Below are 18,762 nucleotides of genomic sequence, written 5' to 3'. Positions count from 1 at the left end.
TCTTTCATCACAAGTTCTTTAAAGAAACAAATCCTTTACAGCATAGGTTTTAGACTGTTATACAATGACCAACATTGATTGGTATAGAATTTTTCATCAGGCATAATAGATGTAAGAAATATCCTGCTCTATAAAAAAAGCAGAAAAAGAAACCTTATTCTGCTTTTCATACTTTATTTGTAAGATTTATTGTTTTATAATTTTCACAATTGCTTCTGAATTATTTATTCTTATTAAATAAACTCCGGCAGTTAAATAGGAAAGGTCTGTCTGGTTGTTAATAAAATGTCCCGATTGTACAAATTGTCCCAAGGCATTAAAAATCTCAAAACTGTATTCTTTATCTTCCGCAGCCCTGATGTAAAGAATATTGGAAAAAGGGCTAGGATATAGAGAAATTTTGTTTTGAACTACCTTAGGTTTCTCATTTACTTTCATCAATTTAGCACTCTTAGAACTATTAGATATAACCTTAATTCCTGATGCGGGACCTTCTTCATTACCATTGGCATCATATTCTATTTTCACACATCGGCATCCCGTTCCGAAGTACGGATCATTATTATCATGAAATACTATCATCCTATTGGTTGTAGAGGCTGCATCAAACAGCACATTAATAGATCTTCCAATGTAATTTGAATTTAAAGCGGCAGTCCATACAGCCGGATACTGAAAGTTGAGCACATTAAATGTTCCCTGTGCAGTCTGATTGGCCATCACACTTCTGAATCCTCTTGATCCGGAATCCGGATAGCTTCCTATGGGATATACCGAGTTATTAAAGATATACCCTACTGTAGCATTGGCTGAATTTCTCACCCTTATTCCTGAATAATCAGTGGCAATACTGTATGATGTTGCTACATTTTTATCTTTTTTATACCATGGTGTCTGTCCGAAATCAGCTCCTGAAACCAGAGCAACACTCGTCAGATCCGGGACTCTCCATCCTTCAGGACAAGGATCAAAAGGAGATTTCTTACCTCCTCTTCCCCATCTGTCAGGAGCTAAATTAGGTTCTTGTGCCAGCCAGTCTGTACCGTTGGTGTAATTAGGTGTTGTACTGTTGTAAGGGGCAAAAGTACTTGGGATCATGTATACCAGAGGATTCTTCACAGAGTAGGACAGGATCTTGGAGATTCTTTCTGCCGGCTTATCGGTTACCTGTACATTTGATGCTGACGCATAAGTGTTATAAGGTACTATATAATTTCCTGAAAGATCATTATAGTCAGACTGATCAAGTGTACTATACGAAACAGCTCCTTTGGGAGCAGGAGTTCCAAGAAACACATTATAAAAACTTCTGTTATCCGCATACTGGAATGGAGGAATAGGGTCTTTCCTTCCCCATTGATAATGCAACCCTGTAGAGGCACGTATTTTTAACAGTTCATCAGCAGTGGGTGCCTGAGGATTAGCTACGTTTGGAAAAACATCTGTTGCCCCTAGATTACGATCCATAAAAACAGTCTGTAATGCAACATCAGCTTTGTTAACATAGTTTACATAATTTGTAACTGCCGCAGGAGTTTCTGTAGTATAAGTAGAAGATTCTACCGGAGAATCCGTCACCCAGATATGCCAGCTCCAATAGACCGGTGAAGATATACTGCCATTATGCAATGTTACAACAGCATTTCCGCTTTGATCGGGAGCAATTTCTACAGATATTTTAGAATTACCAATATCCTGTAGTGATGAAGGTGAGGGATTGATCATTGAAATTCTACTGATAAGGGCGGTATTGGTAGTCCATAGCACATTGGTTTTTAAATTATTAAAATTGGAGGGATTTAATATTTCAATATTATCCAGCAACTGGCTTTGTACGGAGAACGCTTTACTGACCGGAATTTCAATAGTAGTACCTGTTTCGCTTTTAACAACCTGGTAAGTATTCGGGTTATTGAAACCTTCTTTGTATTCTGTAGCTGCTGGGAGATATTCTGTTGGAAAATCATAATCATTAATAGTGTATAGCGGATCTTTTATACATCTGCAGCCATTTGCATCTGAAGTATACATTCCGGACATAGGAAAGTAATAATAACGTCCTTTAATATCAGGATAGTTAGGATCCGGAATATCAGGCTGTCCTTTATCCGGAATCATGGAAAGTCCTCTTACGGTAACAGCAGGAGAAGCATCGAACAATCGGGCCAAAGTAGCTGTCCACAATGCAATATGATGCTGATCACTATATTGTCCTAAATGAGCACCTCTGATAAGCTGTCCGTTTCCGGGAAAGACCCCCATATTATATCCACCGACCGCTGAAAGATCAAAGCCAAGATTAGGATAAATTCTAAATCCAGCCATGAAAGACGGAACTCCCGTATCAGTAGGCTTTATGATATGATATTTATTGGTTTCAAAAACATTTTTCGCCATATTGGTTTTCACTCCGAAAGGCGAAAAGTCTATTCTGATATCATCCACATAAGAGGGAGAAGCCAGATTTGCAACCAGCATAGAAGGTATACGCCATCCATTGGGACAGGGATCATAAGGGGATTTATCTCTGTAAGGCTTTGTTTTATTATCGGTATTGTAAACGGTTTCAATTTTCCCCTGTGCATTATCAGACCAAAGATTGAGCTCTGAAAGCCTGTTACTGGGTAAAGTTGTTGATTTACCAAACCAATTAACAGGAAGATTGAGGTTATTATTGTAGTAAGCCTGACCTGAGTTATCATCTTTATTAACATAAATAAGACTCAATGGATTTTTTACAGAAAGTCTTATATTATTGGTTATCTCTGCGGCGGAAAGCAGAACAAATTTCCTCAGATCATCAATACTTACAGCATTGGTCATATTTTTTGCTCCCCTATGCCTTACTCTGCCTATGGATCCTGAAGCTTCATAGAAATCATTCCCTCTTGTTACCAAGGGTGGAATGGGATCTTTTCTTCCCCACTGGTAAAGAAGTCCAATGCTCCTATTCCAGTCTGATGATGTGATAGAACTTGTGACGGCACCCAGATTTCTATCCATCCATTTCCAGTCGAAGTCCGGGATAACTTCTGTTGTGCCATCCGACTTCATTCTTTTAATATTATTGAAACTTCTATAGGTAACTCCATTGGTAGGATCATCCGTTACCCAGATATGCCAGCTCCAGTAAATCTCTCCGTTTACCTTGAGAGCTACCACCGCATTTCCTTTTTTTGCCTTATTGACAGGCACTTTTATCTTGGCATCCTGCCCTGCTCCTGTTATTTCAAGAGTGTAATTTACCCCGGATTTTATAAGTCCATGAACATCTTCCCACAAAACATCTGCAGTTACCGTCCCAGCCGGAATACCGGTCCCGTTAAGATATCCGCCTCCTTCCCACATAGCATAGGCTTTTTTTACAGGAATCAATAATCCTTCATTGTTCTGACTGGGATCAAAGATATAACTGTTAGGTGCTTTTTTCCAATCCGGAAGAAATAATGGGATTAGTTCATACAGTGGCTTATTCAATGAGTCCTTATTCCCAGTAAGCCATATTGTTCTTATATGTCTTACTGAGTGAAGATCTTCTTTGATATTACCTTTGGAACTGATTCCAAATAATATCAGGCAGATGACTGCCGCTAATTTTCCAGCTAACCTTTTCATACCTTAGGGTTTTAGTGTCTTTAATGAATGCAATTTTTAAGCCTGATTCAATAAAAAGTGATTTATTATATAAATAAAAACATCATATTTAAATTATGTTATTAATAATACAAAACAAACCCAGTAAACAAAGTAAATAACAAGAAGTCTTTAAACAAAAAAGACAGCCTTAAGCTGTCTTTATATTTTAATCTACAAAATTCTATGGAAGAATATGATTTTGATAAAGGTCAATAGAAAATCGTCCGCCTATAATATTATTAAATATAGAGAAGATAACAAAATTAAAGACAACAAGTGCAATAATAAATGCATATATCATATTTTTAACCCTTCCGGAAACAACATACATTGCATTCGGAATAATGATATACGAAAACCCAATAAATGCTCCTGCAAGTCTGGATGAGAAGATGGGGTTATTTCTGAAAATAAAATAAAGACAAATACCAACTACGGCATAGTTCCTATGGTATTCATAGTAGGGATACAGCTCTTTCATCTTGGTATCAAAAACAAAAAGGAAGAAAGTAAGGATAGCCATCATGACCTCCGGGATTCCAATTCCTCCGTTAAGTCGTTGTACCGTTTCATCCATATACCCGTTGAATCCTTCTACAAGCGTACTGTTAGAGGCCATACCATCTAATAAACCACCAAAGCTTCTGTATATTTCAAATGGAGATAAAAAGACAGAACCTACAATCATAATCAACATCACTGTTCTATTTAACGGAACGCGAGCCAGCCAGTACATCGGCAGAAATAAATAACAAACACTATGTATACCCGATCCTATAAAAATAAAAAACAGATAATGCCAGAGTTTTCGTTCTTTAATATACCGTATTGCAAAATAAACGATAAAGGTACCCAGGTTTTGTCTGATCTGCCCACTTTCCCCGATAAAGAAGTTGGGAATAAACATGAAAAGGGTAAAAGTAAAGGGATAAAAAGTATTATCTTCTGTATATTCTACTTTAAAGATCATCGCAAAAATAGCAATAACCAGTGTTAACATATAAAAAGGTGCATCAAAAAAGTTGAGAAGTACTTTATTAATCAAAGTATATAACCATTCCACATCCAAAGTTTCTGTTCCTTCCATATGGAGCATCTTCATAAAGATACTGTAATAACTTTTGGTGTCAGAGTAAATATAAATTCCTTTGTAACTTCCGTAATCCGGGCCTACACTGTCTCTAAGACCGACAATAATAATAAAATAAACAGCAAGAAACCAGAACCACTTTTTATCAACCTTCCTGCCATACACTTCCTGAACACTGAAGAACAGCATATAGACGATTGCAATTATATAATATGGATGTAGTAAACTCATGCTAAATCTCTGATGTTTTTTTAAACTGATGATATGCTGTAATTATCCCGGTCAGAATTAGTGGCAGGAAAAGCCTTACTTCCCAGAAAAGCCCTACTAAAGTAATCATAAGAAGATAAGGAATGGAAAAGAAAAAATACTTTCCAAAAACACTTCTGTTTTCTTCTTCAGTACAAAGACCATATATAAAATAAATCACTATTAATGCAAAGGCTAATCCTGCAAGGTTAAAAGGACTGGAAAAATTTCTGTTAATATAAAACCCTTCCACAAAAGTAGTTTCATCCTGAACAAGCAGGGCTCTCAACCCCAGATAAGGAATCAGAAAAGCAACAACCAGTGGTATAATCTTCCAGACAACCTGATAATTTCCTTTTTTCAACTCATCTATATTGAAAAAAACTGCAGCAAAAAAAGCAATATTCAGGCAGGCTGTTTCTCTTACCAAAGTAGAGATTCCGATAAGACCAATGAGAATAAAATAGAAAACTTTTTTTCTTGTGTCTACATATTTAAGAGTCAAAAACACGCCCGCCAGATAACAGAAGAGTGCAATGGTATCACAGTTTGTAGGTGCATACTGTGTTATCACAATAAAAAACACAGATAGAAGATGAATAATTCTCCTTGCATTAAGGTTCAGCAAAAGCCCTGTTGATTTCATCCGGAAGATAGCATTCAAAGTCAAAGAACACAAAATAAAGAACACACTGTTCATCAGGAAAAGCCCATGATAAAAAGGGGTTCCGTTTTTTGATAAGAAATCTTTGAAGAAAGAAAGTGGGCCGTTGATCAGATTGTACATCAAATCTGTCATCTGTACACTCAGATAATTAGGAATCACTCTGTAAGCATATACCGAGGAGAATAAAAAATCAGGGGTTGTCTCTGATGTTTTCAGTCTTGTGTAGGAAGATTCAAATCCGTAATAAGACATGGCAAACAACAGAATCGGAAGTACTATTACAAATAGAAATCCGTTTATTTTTTCATCATTTCTTTTCAACATATCTAAAACAGATTCTTATTTTTTAATAATAATGGTGGTTTAAAATACATTTTTCAAAAGGGAACTTTTGCAAAAGTAGAATATTTTTTCATTCTTCCTAGAATATTTTATTGATTTTCAGTTAAAACTTATCGCTAACTATTTTGAACTAATGCTTAAAAAATTAAATTTGCAGACTTGATTTAAATGCAATGCATCGCTTTTTTATATTTTTATATTATCTGATTTCCAAAAATAAAATTCTATCTGTACTGACAGCTCTTGGAATTGCCGTTTTATGCATTTTCTTTGCGTCAAAGATCAATTTTGAGGAAGACATCAATCAGATTATTCCTAAAAATGAAAAGTCAGGTCTCACTGCAAAGGTTTTGAAACAGCTTAATTTTTCGGATAAGATTATTGTTATTATTGAAAACAAATCCAGGGAAGACAGCTTCCAACTTTCTGAAACGGCAGATACTTTCCTGAAAAAAATAGATCCGTTACAAAAATACATCGGCTCTGTTCAGGGCAAAGTGAATGATAACGAAATCTCCGAAACCTTTGATTTTGTTAATCAAAATTTACCTTTATTCCTTAATGATAGTGATTATAATGAAATTGACAAGAAACTTCAGAAGGACAGCATTGCCAGACAGGTAGAGGATAATTATATATCATTGGTTTCTCCTACAAGTCTTGTTACCAAAGAATTTATTAAAAAAGACCCTCTGGGACTGACTTTTCTGGGAATCAAAAAATTAAATGCTCTAAACATCAACAAAGATTTCAAACTTGAAGACAGCTATATTGTAACGAAAGATGGCAAGAACCTCCTGCTTTTCATTGATCCTAAAAACAAAAGTAATGATACGAAGGCTAATGAAGCCTTTATAGATCAGCTTAATTCCATCAAAGACGGAATCAACAAACAATTCAAAGGAAAAACAGAGATCAGCTATTTCGGTTCTCCGGTGATTGCAGTGGCCAATGCGAAGCAGATCAAAAAAGACATTCAGAACACGGTAGTCATTTCCATGACGGTCCTTTTAATCCTTCTGATCTATTATTTCAGAAATATTTTCACTCCAATCATCGTATTTCTCCCCACCGTATTTTCAGTACTGCTTGCTCTCTTAGTCCTTTATTTTATTAAAGATAAGATTTCGGCAATTTCATTAAGTGTGGGAGCCATTCTGATTGGAATTACCATTGATTATGCCCTGCATATTCTTACCCATTATAAGCACAACAATAATATTGAGGAGCTTTACAAAGAGATCACCCAGCCCATTATATTGAGTAGTGCAACTACAGCTGTTTCATTCCTATGCCTGATCTTTGTTCGCTCGGAAGCATTGAAGGACTTAGGTATGTTTGCTGCCATTACAGTGATTCTTTCTTCAATCACAGCATTAATTATTGTTCCCCAGCTTTACAAGCCAAAAGAAAAAGGAGAACATCTCAATACAAACTTTATTGACAGGATCGGGTCTTATCCCTATGAGAAAAACAAGCCTCTGATTATAGGATGCTCTATTATTATTCTTGCCTGCCTTTTCGGTTTCAGGCATGTAGGTTTTAATGAAGATATTGGTGACCTGAATTATATCCCAAAAGAGTTAAAAATCAGCGAAGCAAAACTTCAGAAACTTTCTGATATTACTTCCAAATCTATTTATACTATTTCTTATGGAAACTCAGCAGAAGAAGCATTAACCAGAAATTCTGAATTGAGCGGCTTCCTTGAAAAAGAGAAGAAAGAAGGTAAAATATTAAGCTACAATTCTATCGGAAGCATTGTTCTTTCAGAAAAAGACCAGCAAAAAAAGATTGAGAAATGGAACCGTTTCTGGAATGATCAGAAGAAAAAGCAGACCATTTCCGAACTGGTGAGCAATGGAAATAAATTGGGTTTCAACAGTTCTGCTTTTGATAATTTCAATGAAACTTTGCATAAAAGCTACACCGCATTAAGTCTGAAAGATTATCAACAAGTGAAAGCGCTTCAGGTCTCAGAATTCATAAGAAACGAAAATGGTTTCTATACGGTTTCCAATGTGGTAAAAGTAGACGAAAAAAAACGAGACACTTTCATTAAAGACATTGAAAAGAAGCATGATGCCATAGCCATTGACCGCCAACAGATGAACGAAAATTTTCTTGGCCTGCTGAAAAGGGATTTCAATACCCTGATCAATTATTCTCTTCTTGCGATCATTTTAACCATCATCGTTTTCTTCAGAAATTTTGAATTAACGGTTCTTACCATGTTCCCGATTGTTCTAACAGGAGTTGTAACGGCCGGAATTCTTTATTTCTTAGGATTAGAATTAAATATTTTCAGCACCGTAGTATGTACACTGGTATTTGGAGTGGGAGACGACTTCAGTATTTTCCTTACCCAAGCTATGCAAAAAGAACATACTACAGGAAAAAATGAATTACCTACGTATAGAACTTCTATTATTCTGGCTGTTTTCACAACCATCCTTTCAATTGGTTCCCTGATTTTTGCCAAACATCCGGCACTGCATTCTTTAGCATTAGTTGCTCTCATAGGAATGTTCTCCGTTATTATCATTACTTCTACCCTATATCCTTTCTGGTTCAGATTATTCATTACCAACCGGGCCAAAAAAGGTCTTTCTCCAATTACTTTGAGATTGTTCCTAAATTCAGTCTTATCATTTTTATATTACGGACTTGGGGGAATCATATTTTCAGCATTTGGCAGCTTCTTTGTTAAGAACTCCAAAGGACCGACATTGAATATTATCAAGCTTATTTTAGCCAGATTTTTAACTTCTGTCCTTTATTCTAATCCATTTGTAAAGAAGAAGGTCATTAAAAATACAGCTGAGGATTTCAGTAAACCCGCTGTCATCATTGCCAATCATACCTCCTTTCTGGATACGTTAGCTATTGCAATGGCGACTCATAAAATCATTTACCTGGTGAATGACTGGGTGTATCAGTCTCCTGTTTTTGGGAAACTGGTAAGAGCGCTGGGCTTTTACCCTGTTTCGCAGGGAATCGAAAATGGAATGGACAAACTGAAAGAAAAAGTAGAACAGGGATATTCTCTGGTTGTTTTCCCGGAAGCAGAACGTTCCTACACCAATGATGTGAAAAGATTCCATAAGGGAGCATTTTATCTTGCCGAGCAGTTCGGGCTGGATATTCTTCCGCTCTACATCCACGGAAATTCTGAGGTGCTACCGAAAGGAGATTTCATTATCTATGACGGAAGTATTACCGTAAAAGTAGGCAACAGAGTCAGCAAAGACGACATGAGTTTTGGACAAAATTATTCTGAGAGAACAAAGAAGATCAACGCCTATTTCAGAAAAGAATTTACCAAACTGCGTGAAGAGATTGAGGATGAAAATTATTTTAAAAAGAAATTATTCCTGAGCTATCTGTATAAAGACAGCGAAGTGGTAAAAGAAGTAAAAGAAGACTTTAATGCCAACAAATCCGTATATTTCGAGCTGAACAAACATATTTCCAATGAAGCCAATATCCTTCATATGGCTGATGATTTTGGACAAAAAGATGCTCTGTTAACTTTATATCAGGCCAGCCGAAAAATTTTTTCTCTGATAAAAAGTGATGAAAAAAGAGCAATAGCTTCGCACAGCTATCTGGTAAAAAGAAGAAAGATACAGTATATAAAAGATGTTTCTGAGGTGACCAAAAAGATTGATGTTCTTTTGATTTCGGATAAACACTTTACCCTGAATGAAAATCAGAATCTGCCAGAGACGATCATTTTTGTAAATACAAAAAACACTTCATTTGTAAATGATAATTATGCACTAAAATTTAGTTCTGAATCATTAAAAGTGTTTAAAACTAAATAATAAATATGAAAAACATATTTTTGTAAACGCTAAAGAAAACTAATGAAGAAAAATATACTTGTCATATATTATTCACAAACCGGGCAACTCGAAGATATCGTGAAAAATATAGCCAAACCTTTTGAAGCTAAAAAAGAGGCTTATGATATTACGTATTACAACATTCAGCTCAAGGAAGATTTTCCTTTTCCCTGGCCAGGCGATGTCTTTTTCAACACTTTTCCTGAATCTTATTTACAGATTCCAAAAGAAATCCTGCCTCCTTCGGAAAAAATTCTGAACAAAAAGTATGACCTTATCCTGTTTGGTTATCAGGTATGGTATCTCACACCATCTATTCCTATTATTTCTTTCTTAAAAAGCGAATATGCAAGCCGCATTCTTAAAGATACTCCGGTAATCACCATCTCAGGAACCAGAAATATGTGGATGCTTTCCCAGGAAAAATTAAAGGTTTACTTAAGAGATTTACAGGCTAAGCTGGTAGGAAATATTGCTTTGGTAGACAGACACGACAATTATACCAGTGTATTAACCATTCTCCGATGGCTCACCACAGGTCAGAAAGAAAAATCAGGAATACTTCCTGCTGCAGGAGTTTCCGATGAAGAAATCACAGGTTCTGTAAAGTATGGCGAGATTATTGAAAGACATTTTAAGAATAACGACCTTAATAATCTTCAGCCTGATCTTGTGAAAAACGGAGCCATTGAAATACGCCCTTTTTTGGTACGTGTAGAGAAGGTAGGAAACAAAATTTTTACAGTGTGGTCTAATCTCATTATCAAGAAAAAAGAGAAACGCCCATTGCTGATAAAATTCTTTAAGGTATATTTGATGGCAGCGATATGGATTATTTCACCTGTCGTTTTGGTTTTACACCTGCTTACAACCCCTATATTTTGGTTTAAAAGACAAAAACAAAAAAGATATTTACAAGGAATTAATTTAAAATAGAATGTACGACGTATTTATAACAAAAGCATCAAAATACTTACCCAATGAGCCGGTAGCGAATGATGAAATGGAGACTTATCTTGGGCTTATCAATGATGCGCCATCTAAAGCAAAATCACTTATCCTGAGAAATAATAAAATTACCACAAGATACTACGCTTTAGATAAAGAAGGAAACCCTACACACTCTAATGCGCAGCTTACTGCAAAAGCAATCGAAGGCCTTTTTGATGAAAATTTCAAAAAGGAAGATATGAAATTATTATCTGTAGGAACTACTTCACCGGACCAGATCCAGCCTTCCCACGCTTCTATGGTACACGGTGAACTGAACATCGGAAAATCTATTGAAATTAATACTTCAACAGGTCTTTGCAACTCAGGGATGAATGCCCTGAACTATGGATTCCTTTCCGTAAAAGCCGGTGTACAGGAAAATGCAGTATGCGCAGGCTCAGAAAGAATGTCTGCGTGGATGACTGCTGACAAGTTCAACCATGAAGCTGAAAATTTAAAATTACTGGAGGAAAGACCTATTATTGCTTTCAAAAGAGAATTCCTGAGATGGATGCTTTCTGATGGAGCAGGAGCTTTCTTATTAGAAAATAAACCGAGAGAAAACAGCACTTCTTTAAAAGTAGAATTCATTGATTTCTATTCTTATGCACACGAAATTGAAGCATGTATGTATGCCGGATGCGACAAACTGGAAGACGGAAGCCTGAAATCATGGGCAGACTACCCTTCTGATGAATGGCTGAAGCAATCTATTTTTGCCATTAAACAGGATACCAAAATCCTTGATAAATACATTCTGGTAAAAGGAGCTGAAAGTTTAAGATCATCTTTCGATAAACATAATCTGGATCCTGAAAAAATAGACCACGTACTCGCTCATATTTCTTCCGGATACTTTAAAGACGGACTGAAAGAAGAGTTTGCGAAAAAAGGAATGGACTTCCCTGCAGAGAAATGGTTCTATAACCTTTCTGAGGTTGGAAACATCGGCGCAGGATCTATATTTATTGCCCTTGAGGAGCTGATGAATTCAGGAAAACTAAAAAAAGGAGAAAAAGTACTTCTTTGTGTTCCTGAAAGTGGAAGATTCGCTTATTCTTGTGCTTTATTAACCGTTTGCTAATGGAGAACAAACTGCCCACATCCGATAAAGATTTTGTAGAAAGCCTTATTCCTCAAAGGTTTCCTTTTGTAATGGTTCATGAATTGTCAGAATATTCTGAAAGCCACCTTTTATCCGGTTTTGAGATAAAGGAAGACAACCTTTTTATCCAGGACGGACAATTCCAGGCTTCGGGACTGATTGAGCATCAGGCACAGAGTGTTGCCCTGCATACCGGATACAAATATTATCTGCTGGGAAAAGATGCTCCCACCGGGTATATCGGAGCCATTAAATCTTTTGAGGCTGAAATACTGCCTAAAGTAGGAGATCATCTGAAATCTGAGGTAACCATCCTTAACGAAGTAATGGGAGTAACCCTGGTAGATATCGTTACGAAACTGAACGGTGAAGTGATTGCAAAATCTCAAATGAAAACCGCTGTAAAATAAACTGAAAATGGAAATAAAGGAAGAAAATATCATCAATATACACAACTTTTTACCACATCGTGAACCGATGCTGATGGCAGATTATATCCTTGAACTGACCAAAGAAAAAGTGGTGACTTCCTTTGAAATAAAAGAAGATAATATATTTGTTCACAACAATGAGCTTGCAGAAGCCGGCTTAATCGAAAATATGGCCCAAACCTGCTCATCTATTCTTGGACAAAGCTTCTTTGAAAATCCTGAAGCCGATACAAAAGTAATCGGGTTCATTACCAATATCAAGAAGATTGAGATATTCGCCCTTCCGAAAGTAAATGATAAAATCATTTCCAAAGCATCACTTATCTCACAATTTGAGAATATCTGCCACATTTTCTGTGAAACTTTTACTCATGATGAATTATTGATCAGAGCAGAAATCAACCTGTTTATTCAGGAAGTAAAATCGTAAAGATCAATTGAACATAGATATAGAAAAGCTGTACAAAACGTACAGTTTTTTTTGTTCTAAATATTAATCTTAAATGGATTTGTGAAAATTCGTGCAACTCATTTGTCCCATTGTGTTTAAAATATATATTTTGGCTAAAGCCAGTTGAATTTTTTCATTTTTTGCAAGTGGGCTAAAGCCCACTCCTATTGAATTGATTACAAAAGCTTTACAATAAAAACATACATTTTTTCTTCATTCCCTCTCTTATAATATTTTCGAAAGACAACTGATAACCAACAAATTACACTTACAAAACCTCATCATAAGATAAATTATTTCACGTGAAACATTGGAGAAATCCGTGAAACTCTGATGGTCAGGGAGAAACACAAAAAAATATGCTACTTAGGATCTAAACAGCATATTTCTTAATTGAAGCTTTAGTATTTTTAGATAATAACTTCATAATCATTGCCTCCGCAAATCTGCTCAGCAGCAGTTGCGATATCGGTGTTAACCCCTACATTTCGTATTTGCCCATTAGTTCCGTTAGCACACGAAATATAAGCAGTTAAACCTCCTTTTACTTTTTTTAACTGATTTTTTGTAAGCTGTCTTAAGTTTTTCATGGTTTTTGTTTTATTAGTTTTTTAATTATTGAGACAAACAAATATAAATAAAACAACCAGAAACCCAACAAAACACTATTAATCATCAGCATTTTTAACAAAATTTATAATTTAACATAATTCAATTTAATCAGGTATTGATTCAATAGACCATAACATTCAGTAATGTTATAATAGTGGATTTTTGTAATTACGATAACGATATAATGTATTTTCACTATTTTAGCCACCTGATTAAAAGAATCAAAAAACAGGTGACTATTTCCCATCTGTAATCTAAAAAAATGAACATTATTTAGATGAAAAAACAAGACCTGCCTCAAGACGAAAGTAACCTGAAATCCGCCAACATGACTGAAGTTCTGTATGTAACGGATGAGAATGACAACTACACGACAGCAAACAGTACAGGCTGGGATGCCAAAAAAGCTGCTCTGGATGAATCGATGGAACTTATTTATGAAAGAATTGAGGAAGCAAAACAAAGCGTTGCCAATAATACAGCAAGCCCCATTGTTTATTTTATGGAACTGAACAAAATGGATATTGGCGTTCTTGCTTCATATGTAGGGATGTGGCAATGGAGGGTAAAAAGACATTTTAAACCAAAAGTATTTAAAACACTAAGCGAAAATGCACTGAGAAAATATGCCGATGCTTTCGGTATTTCGGTGGATGAATTAAAGAACTTCAACGGGAAATAAAATGAGATAAGGCTTCAATAAAGCCTGTTCCATTTGGCCCATGAAAAGATACAATCAGCAAATGAAATTAAACTTTGAACACCATCAGACTGCGCATTGCGAAAACGGTGTTGCTTCTAATCTACTGCTTAATAAAGGCCTGAAACTAAGTGAGCCTATGATCTTCGGGATTGGTTCAGGACTGTTTTTTGTCTATCTTCCTTTTTTAAAGGTGAATTTTGCTCCGGGCTTCAGCTATCGTCCGATGCCGGGTGCTATTTTCAGCAAAGCAGCCAAAAGATTAGGAATTAAAATCAAAAGAGAAAAATTCTCAAATCCTAAAGATGCCCAAAAAGCTCTTGAAAGAAATCTGGAACAAAACATTCCTACAGGACTTCAGGTGGGCGTTTTCAACCTTACTTATTTTCCTGAAGAATATAAATTCCACTTCAATGCCCACAACCTTGTGGTGTACGGAAAAGAAGACGGAAAATTCCTGATCAGTGATCCCGTGATGGATTATACAACATCCCTTTCCGAAGCCGAACTGGAAAAAGTAAGATATGCAAAAGGAGCACTTCCTCCGAAAGGGCATATGTACTACCCTGTTTATGTGCCGGAAAATGTAAATCTTGAAGAAGCCATCAAAAAAGGAATTAAAGATACCTGTAAAAATATGCTCGCACCCGTACCGCTTATTGGGGTAAAAGCCATGAGATGGGTAGCGAAAAGCATCCCCAAATGGGCTGAGAAGAAAGGAACAAAAGTGACCAATCATTATTTGGGACAGTTGATCAGAATGCAGGAGGAAATCGGAACCGGAGGTGGAGGATTCAGGTTTATTTACGGAGCGTTTCTTCAGGAAGCGGCGGTCATTCTTAAAAATGAAGAGCTTAAGGAATTATCAAAAGAAATAACTTCTATTGGTGATCTTTGGAGAGATTTTGCTGTGGATATTGCCCGGGTGTATAAAAACAGAAACTCTAAAAGCAATATCTATCATGAACTTTCAAAAACGATGCTGCACATTGCTGATCTGGAAGAAGCTTTTTATAAAAAACTGAGAAAAGCGATCTGATATGGCAGAAAATATGATTGAGATTAAAAACCTGTACAAAAAATACAAAAATTCTGATGAGTTTTCTGTAAATGATATCTCTTTGAACATCAGCAAAAACGAAATCTACGGAATTCTCGGACCCAACGGAGCCGGAAAAACAACATTGATTTCGATGCTTTCAGGATTGATAAAACCTACTTCAGGACAGTTTACCATTAATGGCTTATCTCCTCAGAAGGATGGTTTCAAAATAAGACAGATTATCGGTATCGTTCCACAGGAATACGCTTTATATCCAACGCTTACAGCAAAAGAAAATCTGATGTTTTTTGGAAGTTTGTATGGCTTAAAGCATAACCCGCTTAAAAAAGCCATTGATGAATCACTGGAAATCATGGGACTTTCAAAATTTGCCAACAAACAGGTGGGACAATTCTCAGGAGGAATGAAACGCCGCTGCAACCTCATCGCAGGAACACTTCATAACCCTAAAGTTCTCTTTCTGGACGAGCCAACCGTTGGTGTGGATGTTCAGTCTAAAAAAGCAATTATCGACTATCTTCTGGATTTAAACAAACAGGGAACCTGTATCATTTATACTTCCCATCACCTTTCAGAAGCAGAAGAGTTTTGTACTAAAATTGCCATCATCGATCATGGAAAGATTCATGCTGTAGGAACTCCTGAAGAACTGGTGAACAGAGTAGCAAGTGCTGAAAACCTTGAGGATGTTTTCATTTCATTAACCGGAAAAGAATTAAGAGATGTTGTTGTATAAACTGTGGAGAAGTTTTATTAAGGAAATCCTTCTGCTGAAAAGGGATATCGGAGGAATTGTCATCATCTTTGTGATGCCGCTGCTTTTGATTGTCACCATTACCCTTATTCAGGATTCTACCTTTAAAAACCTTGAAGGATCAAAGATTCCTATTATTTTTATTGATCAGGACAAATCTGAAGTTTCAAAAAACATAAAAGCAGAACTGGAAAACAGCAAAACATTCCAGCTTCTGACCAATTTTAATGAAAAATCAGCTCAGGATGCTGTCTTTTCCGGAGATTATCAGATGGCGATTGTCATTCCTGAAAATTTAACGAAAGATTTAAATTCCAATATTGATTCTAAAGTTCAGACCATTGTAAGTTCATTCGGACTGGAAGGAGATTCTGCAAAGGTAAAAACTGCTGCACCTAAGGCGAAAGAAATTCATTTGTACTTTGATCCTGCAACTAATGTGGGCTTCAAAAATTCAGTGATGAATTCTGTCAACAAAATGGTTTTTGAGATTGAAAATAAAAAGATTTACAAAGCATTCCAGGATCAGCTGGGAACAACGGAAAATCTTGACGAAAATAAAAACCTGATCAGCTTTAAAGAAATCACGCCCAGGAAAGGAGAAATGGATGTAATGCCGAATTCTGTTCAGCACAACGTTCCTGCATGGACTCTTTTTGCCATATTCTTTATTGTAGTCCCTTTATCCATCAATCTGGTAAAAGAAAAAAGCCAGGGAACAAGTGTAAGAGCAAGAATAAGCCCTACCCCTTATTTTGTACATATTTTAGGAAAAACATTTACCTATCTTATCATCTGCCTTATTCAGTTTTTACTGATGGTTGCGGTAGGTATTTATCTTTTCCCTTATATGGATCTTCCGGCTTTTGATGTATCCGGAAAAATGTTCCAGCTTGTGACAGTAACATTTTTTGCAGGGCTGGCAGCAATTGGATTTGGTGTTTTATTAGGAACGATTGCCGATACCCAGGAACAGTCTGCCCCATTTGGCGCCACTTCCGTAGTGGTTCTGGCAGCCATTGGCGGAATCTGGGTTCCTGTATTTTTAATGCCGGAATTCATGCAGACCATTGCAAAATTCTCTCCTATGAACTGGGGACTGAATGCCTATTATGATATTATTTTGAGAAACAGCGGAATTGGTGGAATTGCTAAAGAACTGATTTTTCTTTTCCTGTTCTATATCGCCACCGTTACTATTTCCCTTTTTTACGAAAAAAAACAAAATGCAGTCTAAAGAAAATATATTAACCTGTACTGAAGAAGTCAGAGTAAGATTCAATGAGACAGATCCGCTGGGAATTGTCTGGCATGGGCATTATATCGTGTATTTTGAAGACGGAAGAGAAGCTTTCGGACGTCTGCACGGTCTTACCTATCTTGACATTCAGGATGCAGGATTTGTAACGCCTATCGTAAAAAGTACCTGTGAACATTTTCTTCCGTTAAAATATGGAGAAACATTCAGAATTGTAACTACGTTTATCAATTCCGCTTCTGCCAAGCTTATTTACAGATATGAGCTTTTCAATCAGGAAGACCAATTGGTTTGCAGTGGTGAAACCATTCAGGTGTTTCTTGATAGCAACGGAAGCTTATGCCTGTACAATCCGGAGTTTTTTCAAAACTGGAAAGATAAAATGGGATTATCATGAGGAAAGAAATTTATATCACAGACTACAATTGTGTGACTCCGTTGGGCTTCAATGTTGATTCCAACTGGAAGGCACTTTCAGCAGGACAATCAGGGGTTGCTTTACATAAAATTATAGACAATCAGGATGCTTTTTATGCTTCTATGATTGATTCTGACAAACTGAATGAAGAATTTAGCAGATTCTTCGACTACGCTCAGAATGACATTCCCAATTTCACAAGACTGGAAAAAATGCTTCTTGTAAGCTTACAGCCACTTGTTGAAAAACATCCCGTTTCGGAAGACACCGCTTTCATCCTTTCCACCACGAAAGGAAATATCAGCCTGTTAAAAAATCAGTCTGAGCTGCCAGAATGCGTTTATTTATCAAAATTAGCACAGAGAATAGCAGATTTTTTTGGATTCAAAACAAAACCTATTGTTATTTCCAATGCCTGTGTTTCAGGAGTAATGGCTATTGCTGTTGCTAAGAATATGATTCAGGCAGGAAGATATAAAGATGCCTTTGTAGTGGCAGGTGATGAACTTTCTGAATTTGTTATTTCAGGATTCAATTCATTTCAGGCGATTGGCTCCGGACCTTGCCAGCCTTATGATAGAAACAGGGACGGAATCAACATCGGGGAAGCAGCTGCTGCAGCTTATGTAACTGGTTGTCATTCTGACGAAGGGAGAATCCCAAAAAACGAAAAATTTAGTTTTAAAGTTTTGGGAGACTCTTCCGTTAATGATGCCAATCATATTTCCGGACCTTCCAGAACGGGAGACGGTTTATATGCCAGTATTAAAAATGCAATGGATGAAGCGAATGTTTCTCCGGAACAGATCGATTTTATTTCTGCCCATGGAACGGCTACTCTATATAACGACGAAATGGAAGCCATTGCCTTCAACAGAATGAATCTCCAGAATATTCCGCTCAACAGTATGAAAGGCTATTACGGACACTGCCTGGGTGCTTCCGGACTTCTGGAAAGTATTATTTCTATGGAAAGTGCTCTTCACAACACGCTGCTTCCTTCAAAGAATTTTGAAGAAACGGGAGTAACCCAGCCTTTGAATATCATCAGAGAAAGCCAGACTGCAGAGATTAAATATATTCTAAAGACCGCTTCCGGTTTTGGCGGTTGCAACGCGGCTGTTGTACTGGAAAAATGTTAAAAT

15 protein-coding genes are annotated in these 18,762 nt (G+C 36.5%); 11 read left to right on the top strand and 4 right to left on the bottom strand.

Features of this window, described 5'->3' with window-relative positions; genetic code table 11:
- Positions 1–186: 186 nt before the first annotated feature.
- From C8D70_RS13975 to C8D70_RS13965, 3 genes are all read right to left on the bottom strand, one after another.
- On the bottom strand, positions 187–3,615 hold the full coding sequence (locus C8D70_RS13975) for a T9SS type A sorting domain-containing protein (RefSeq protein ID WP_110367700.1): 3,429 nt from the start codon (positions 3,613–3,615) through the stop codon (positions 187–189).
- A 202-nt stretch (positions 3,616–3,817) separates the two neighbouring features.
- The gene (locus C8D70_RS13970) at positions 3,818–4,957 is read right to left on the bottom strand and encodes an EpsG family protein (RefSeq protein WP_228402470.1); all 1,140 of its coding nucleotides are present in this window, start codon (positions 4,955–4,957) and stop codon (positions 3,818–3,820) included.
- 1 nt (position 4,958) lies between these two features.
- Complete coding sequence (locus C8D70_RS13965; RefSeq protein WP_110367699.1) at positions 4,959–5,966, bottom strand: hypothetical protein; 1,008 nt, start codon at positions 5,964–5,966, stop codon at positions 4,959–4,961.
- A 191-nt stretch (positions 5,967–6,157) separates the two neighbouring features.
- On the opposite strand from C8D70_RS13965, the gene C8D70_RS13960 reads away from it, so the two are divergent.
- Genes C8D70_RS13960 through C8D70_RS13940 form a run of 5 tightly spaced genes read left to right on the top strand, consistent with a single transcriptional unit; the run spans position 6,158 to position 12,791 of the window.
- Entirely contained in the window at positions 6,158–9,811 is a 3,654-nt protein-coding gene (locus tag C8D70_RS13960; RefSeq protein ID WP_110367698.1) for an MMPL family transporter, read from the top strand.
- 42 nt (positions 9,812–9,853) lie between these two features.
- Positions 9,854–10,768: a hypothetical protein gene (locus tag C8D70_RS13955; protein WP_110367697.1), complete on the top strand. Its 915-nt coding sequence runs from the start codon at positions 9,854–9,856 to the stop codon at positions 10,766–10,768.
- A gap of 1 nt (position 10,769) precedes the next feature.
- A complete protein-coding gene (locus tag C8D70_RS13950) occupies positions 10,770–11,909 on the top strand; it encodes a beta-ketoacyl-ACP synthase III (RefSeq protein ID WP_089695170.1) in 1,140 nt (379 codons plus the stop codon).
- Positions 11,909–12,340, top strand: coding sequence for a hypothetical protein (locus C8D70_RS13945; protein ID WP_110367696.1), 432 nt, complete (start codon positions 11,909–11,911; stop codon positions 12,338–12,340). The genes C8D70_RS13950 and C8D70_RS13945 overlap by 1 nt, the downstream gene beginning before the upstream one ends.
- A 7-nt stretch (positions 12,341–12,347) precedes the next feature.
- On the top strand, positions 12,348–12,791 hold the full coding sequence (locus tag C8D70_RS13940) for an ABC transporter permease (protein ID WP_110367695.1): 444 nt from the start codon (positions 12,348–12,350) through the stop codon (positions 12,789–12,791).
- A gap of 431 nt (positions 12,792–13,222) precedes the next feature.
- Here C8D70_RS13940 and C8D70_RS13935 read toward each other — a convergent pair whose 3' ends face one another.
- Positions 13,223–13,402, bottom strand: coding sequence for a bacteriocin-like protein (locus C8D70_RS13935; RefSeq protein ID WP_089695162.1), 180 nt, complete (start codon positions 13,400–13,402; stop codon positions 13,223–13,225).
- A 299-nt stretch (positions 13,403–13,701) separates the two neighbouring features.
- On the opposite strand from C8D70_RS13935, the gene C8D70_RS13930 reads away from it, so the two are divergent.
- The 6 genes from C8D70_RS13930 to C8D70_RS13905 all read left to right on the top strand — a co-directional run bounded on the left by C8D70_RS13930 (position 13,702) and on the right by C8D70_RS13905 (position 18,759).
- Entirely contained in the window at positions 13,702–14,106 is a 405-nt protein-coding gene (locus C8D70_RS13930; RefSeq protein ID WP_110367694.1) for a hypothetical protein, read from the top strand.
- 61 nt (positions 14,107–14,167) lie between these two features.
- Positions 14,168–15,163: a BtrH N-terminal domain-containing protein gene (locus C8D70_RS13925; RefSeq protein ID WP_110367713.1), complete on the top strand. Its 996-nt coding sequence runs from the start codon at positions 14,168–14,170 to the stop codon at positions 15,161–15,163.
- Position 15,164: 1 nt separating this feature from the next.
- On the top strand, positions 15,165–15,923 hold the full coding sequence (locus tag C8D70_RS13920; protein WP_110367693.1) for an ABC transporter ATP-binding protein: 759 nt from the start codon (positions 15,165–15,167) through the stop codon (positions 15,921–15,923).
- Positions 15,910–17,178: an ABC transporter permease gene (locus C8D70_RS13915; RefSeq protein WP_110367692.1), complete on the top strand. Its 1,269-nt coding sequence runs from the start codon at positions 15,910–15,912 to the stop codon at positions 17,176–17,178. The genes C8D70_RS13920 and C8D70_RS13915 overlap by 14 nt, the downstream gene beginning before the upstream one ends.
- A complete protein-coding gene (locus C8D70_RS13910; RefSeq protein ID WP_110367691.1) occupies positions 17,168–17,596 on the top strand; it encodes an acyl-CoA thioesterase in 429 nt (142 codons plus the stop codon). Before C8D70_RS13915 ends, C8D70_RS13910 begins: the two co-directional genes overlap by 11 nt.
- Entirely contained in the window at positions 17,593–18,759 is a 1,167-nt protein-coding gene (locus C8D70_RS13905; RefSeq protein ID WP_110367690.1) for a beta-ketoacyl synthase N-terminal-like domain-containing protein, read from the top strand. The genes C8D70_RS13910 and C8D70_RS13905 overlap by 4 nt, the downstream gene beginning before the upstream one ends.
- The last annotated feature ends 3 nt before the right edge of the window (positions 18,760–18,762 follow it).

Source organism: Chryseobacterium sp. CBTAP 102, assembly GCF_003201365.1.
Classification (GTDB): domain Bacteria; phylum Bacteroidota; class Bacteroidia; order Flavobacteriales; family Weeksellaceae; genus Chryseobacterium; species Chryseobacterium candidae.
Note: the sequence above shows the minus strand (reverse complement) of the source record. Positions and strands in the feature narration are given on the sequence as shown.

Excerpts from the sequence above, each read along its gene's own strand:
- C8D70_RS13930 (WP_110367694.1), top strand. The coding sequence starts at position 13,702 with ATGAAAAAACAAGACCTGCCTCAAGACGAAAGTAACCTGAAATCCGCC.
- C8D70_RS13910 (WP_110367691.1), top strand. The coding sequence starts at position 17,168 with ATGCAGTCTAAAGAAAATATATTAACCTGTACTGAAGAAGTCAGAGTA.
- C8D70_RS13965 (WP_110367699.1), bottom strand. The coding sequence starts at position 5,966 with ATGTTGAAAAGAAATGATGAAAAAATAAACGGATTTCTATTTGTAATA.
- C8D70_RS13935 (WP_089695162.1), bottom strand. The coding sequence starts at position 13,402 with ATGAAAAACTTAAGACAGCTTACAAAAAATCAGTTAAAAAAAGTAAAA.
- C8D70_RS13925 (WP_110367713.1), top strand. The coding sequence starts at position 14,168 with ATGAAATTAAACTTTGAACACCATCAGACTGCGCATTGCGAAAACGGT.
- C8D70_RS13920 (WP_110367693.1), top strand. The coding sequence starts at position 15,165 with ATGGCAGAAAATATGATTGAGATTAAAAACCTGTACAAAAAATACAAA.
- C8D70_RS13950 (WP_089695170.1), top strand. The coding sequence starts at position 10,770 with ATGTACGACGTATTTATAACAAAAGCATCAAAATACTTACCCAATGAG.
- C8D70_RS13915 (WP_110367692.1), top strand. The coding sequence starts at position 15,910 with ATGTTGTTGTATAAACTGTGGAGAAGTTTTATTAAGGAAATCCTTCTG.
- C8D70_RS13940 (WP_110367695.1), top strand. The coding sequence starts at position 12,348 with ATGGAAATAAAGGAAGAAAATATCATCAATATACACAACTTTTTACCA.
- C8D70_RS13905 (WP_110367690.1), top strand. The coding sequence starts at position 17,593 with ATGAGGAAAGAAATTTATATCACAGACTACAATTGTGTGACTCCGTTG.
- C8D70_RS13970 (WP_228402470.1), bottom strand. The coding sequence starts at position 4,957 with ATGAGTTTACTACATCCATATTATATAATTGCAATCGTCTATATGCTG.
- C8D70_RS13955 (WP_110367697.1), top strand. The coding sequence starts at position 9,854 with ATGAAGAAAAATATACTTGTCATATATTATTCACAAACCGGGCAACTC.
- C8D70_RS13975 (WP_110367700.1), bottom strand. The coding sequence starts at position 3,615 with ATGAAAAGGTTAGCTGGAAAATTAGCGGCAGTCATCTGCCTGATATTA.
- C8D70_RS13960 (WP_110367698.1), top strand. The coding sequence starts at position 6,158 with ATGCATCGCTTTTTTATATTTTTATATTATCTGATTTCCAAAAATAAA.
- C8D70_RS13945 (WP_110367696.1), top strand. The coding sequence starts at position 11,909 with ATGGAGAACAAACTGCCCACATCCGATAAAGATTTTGTAGAAAGCCTT.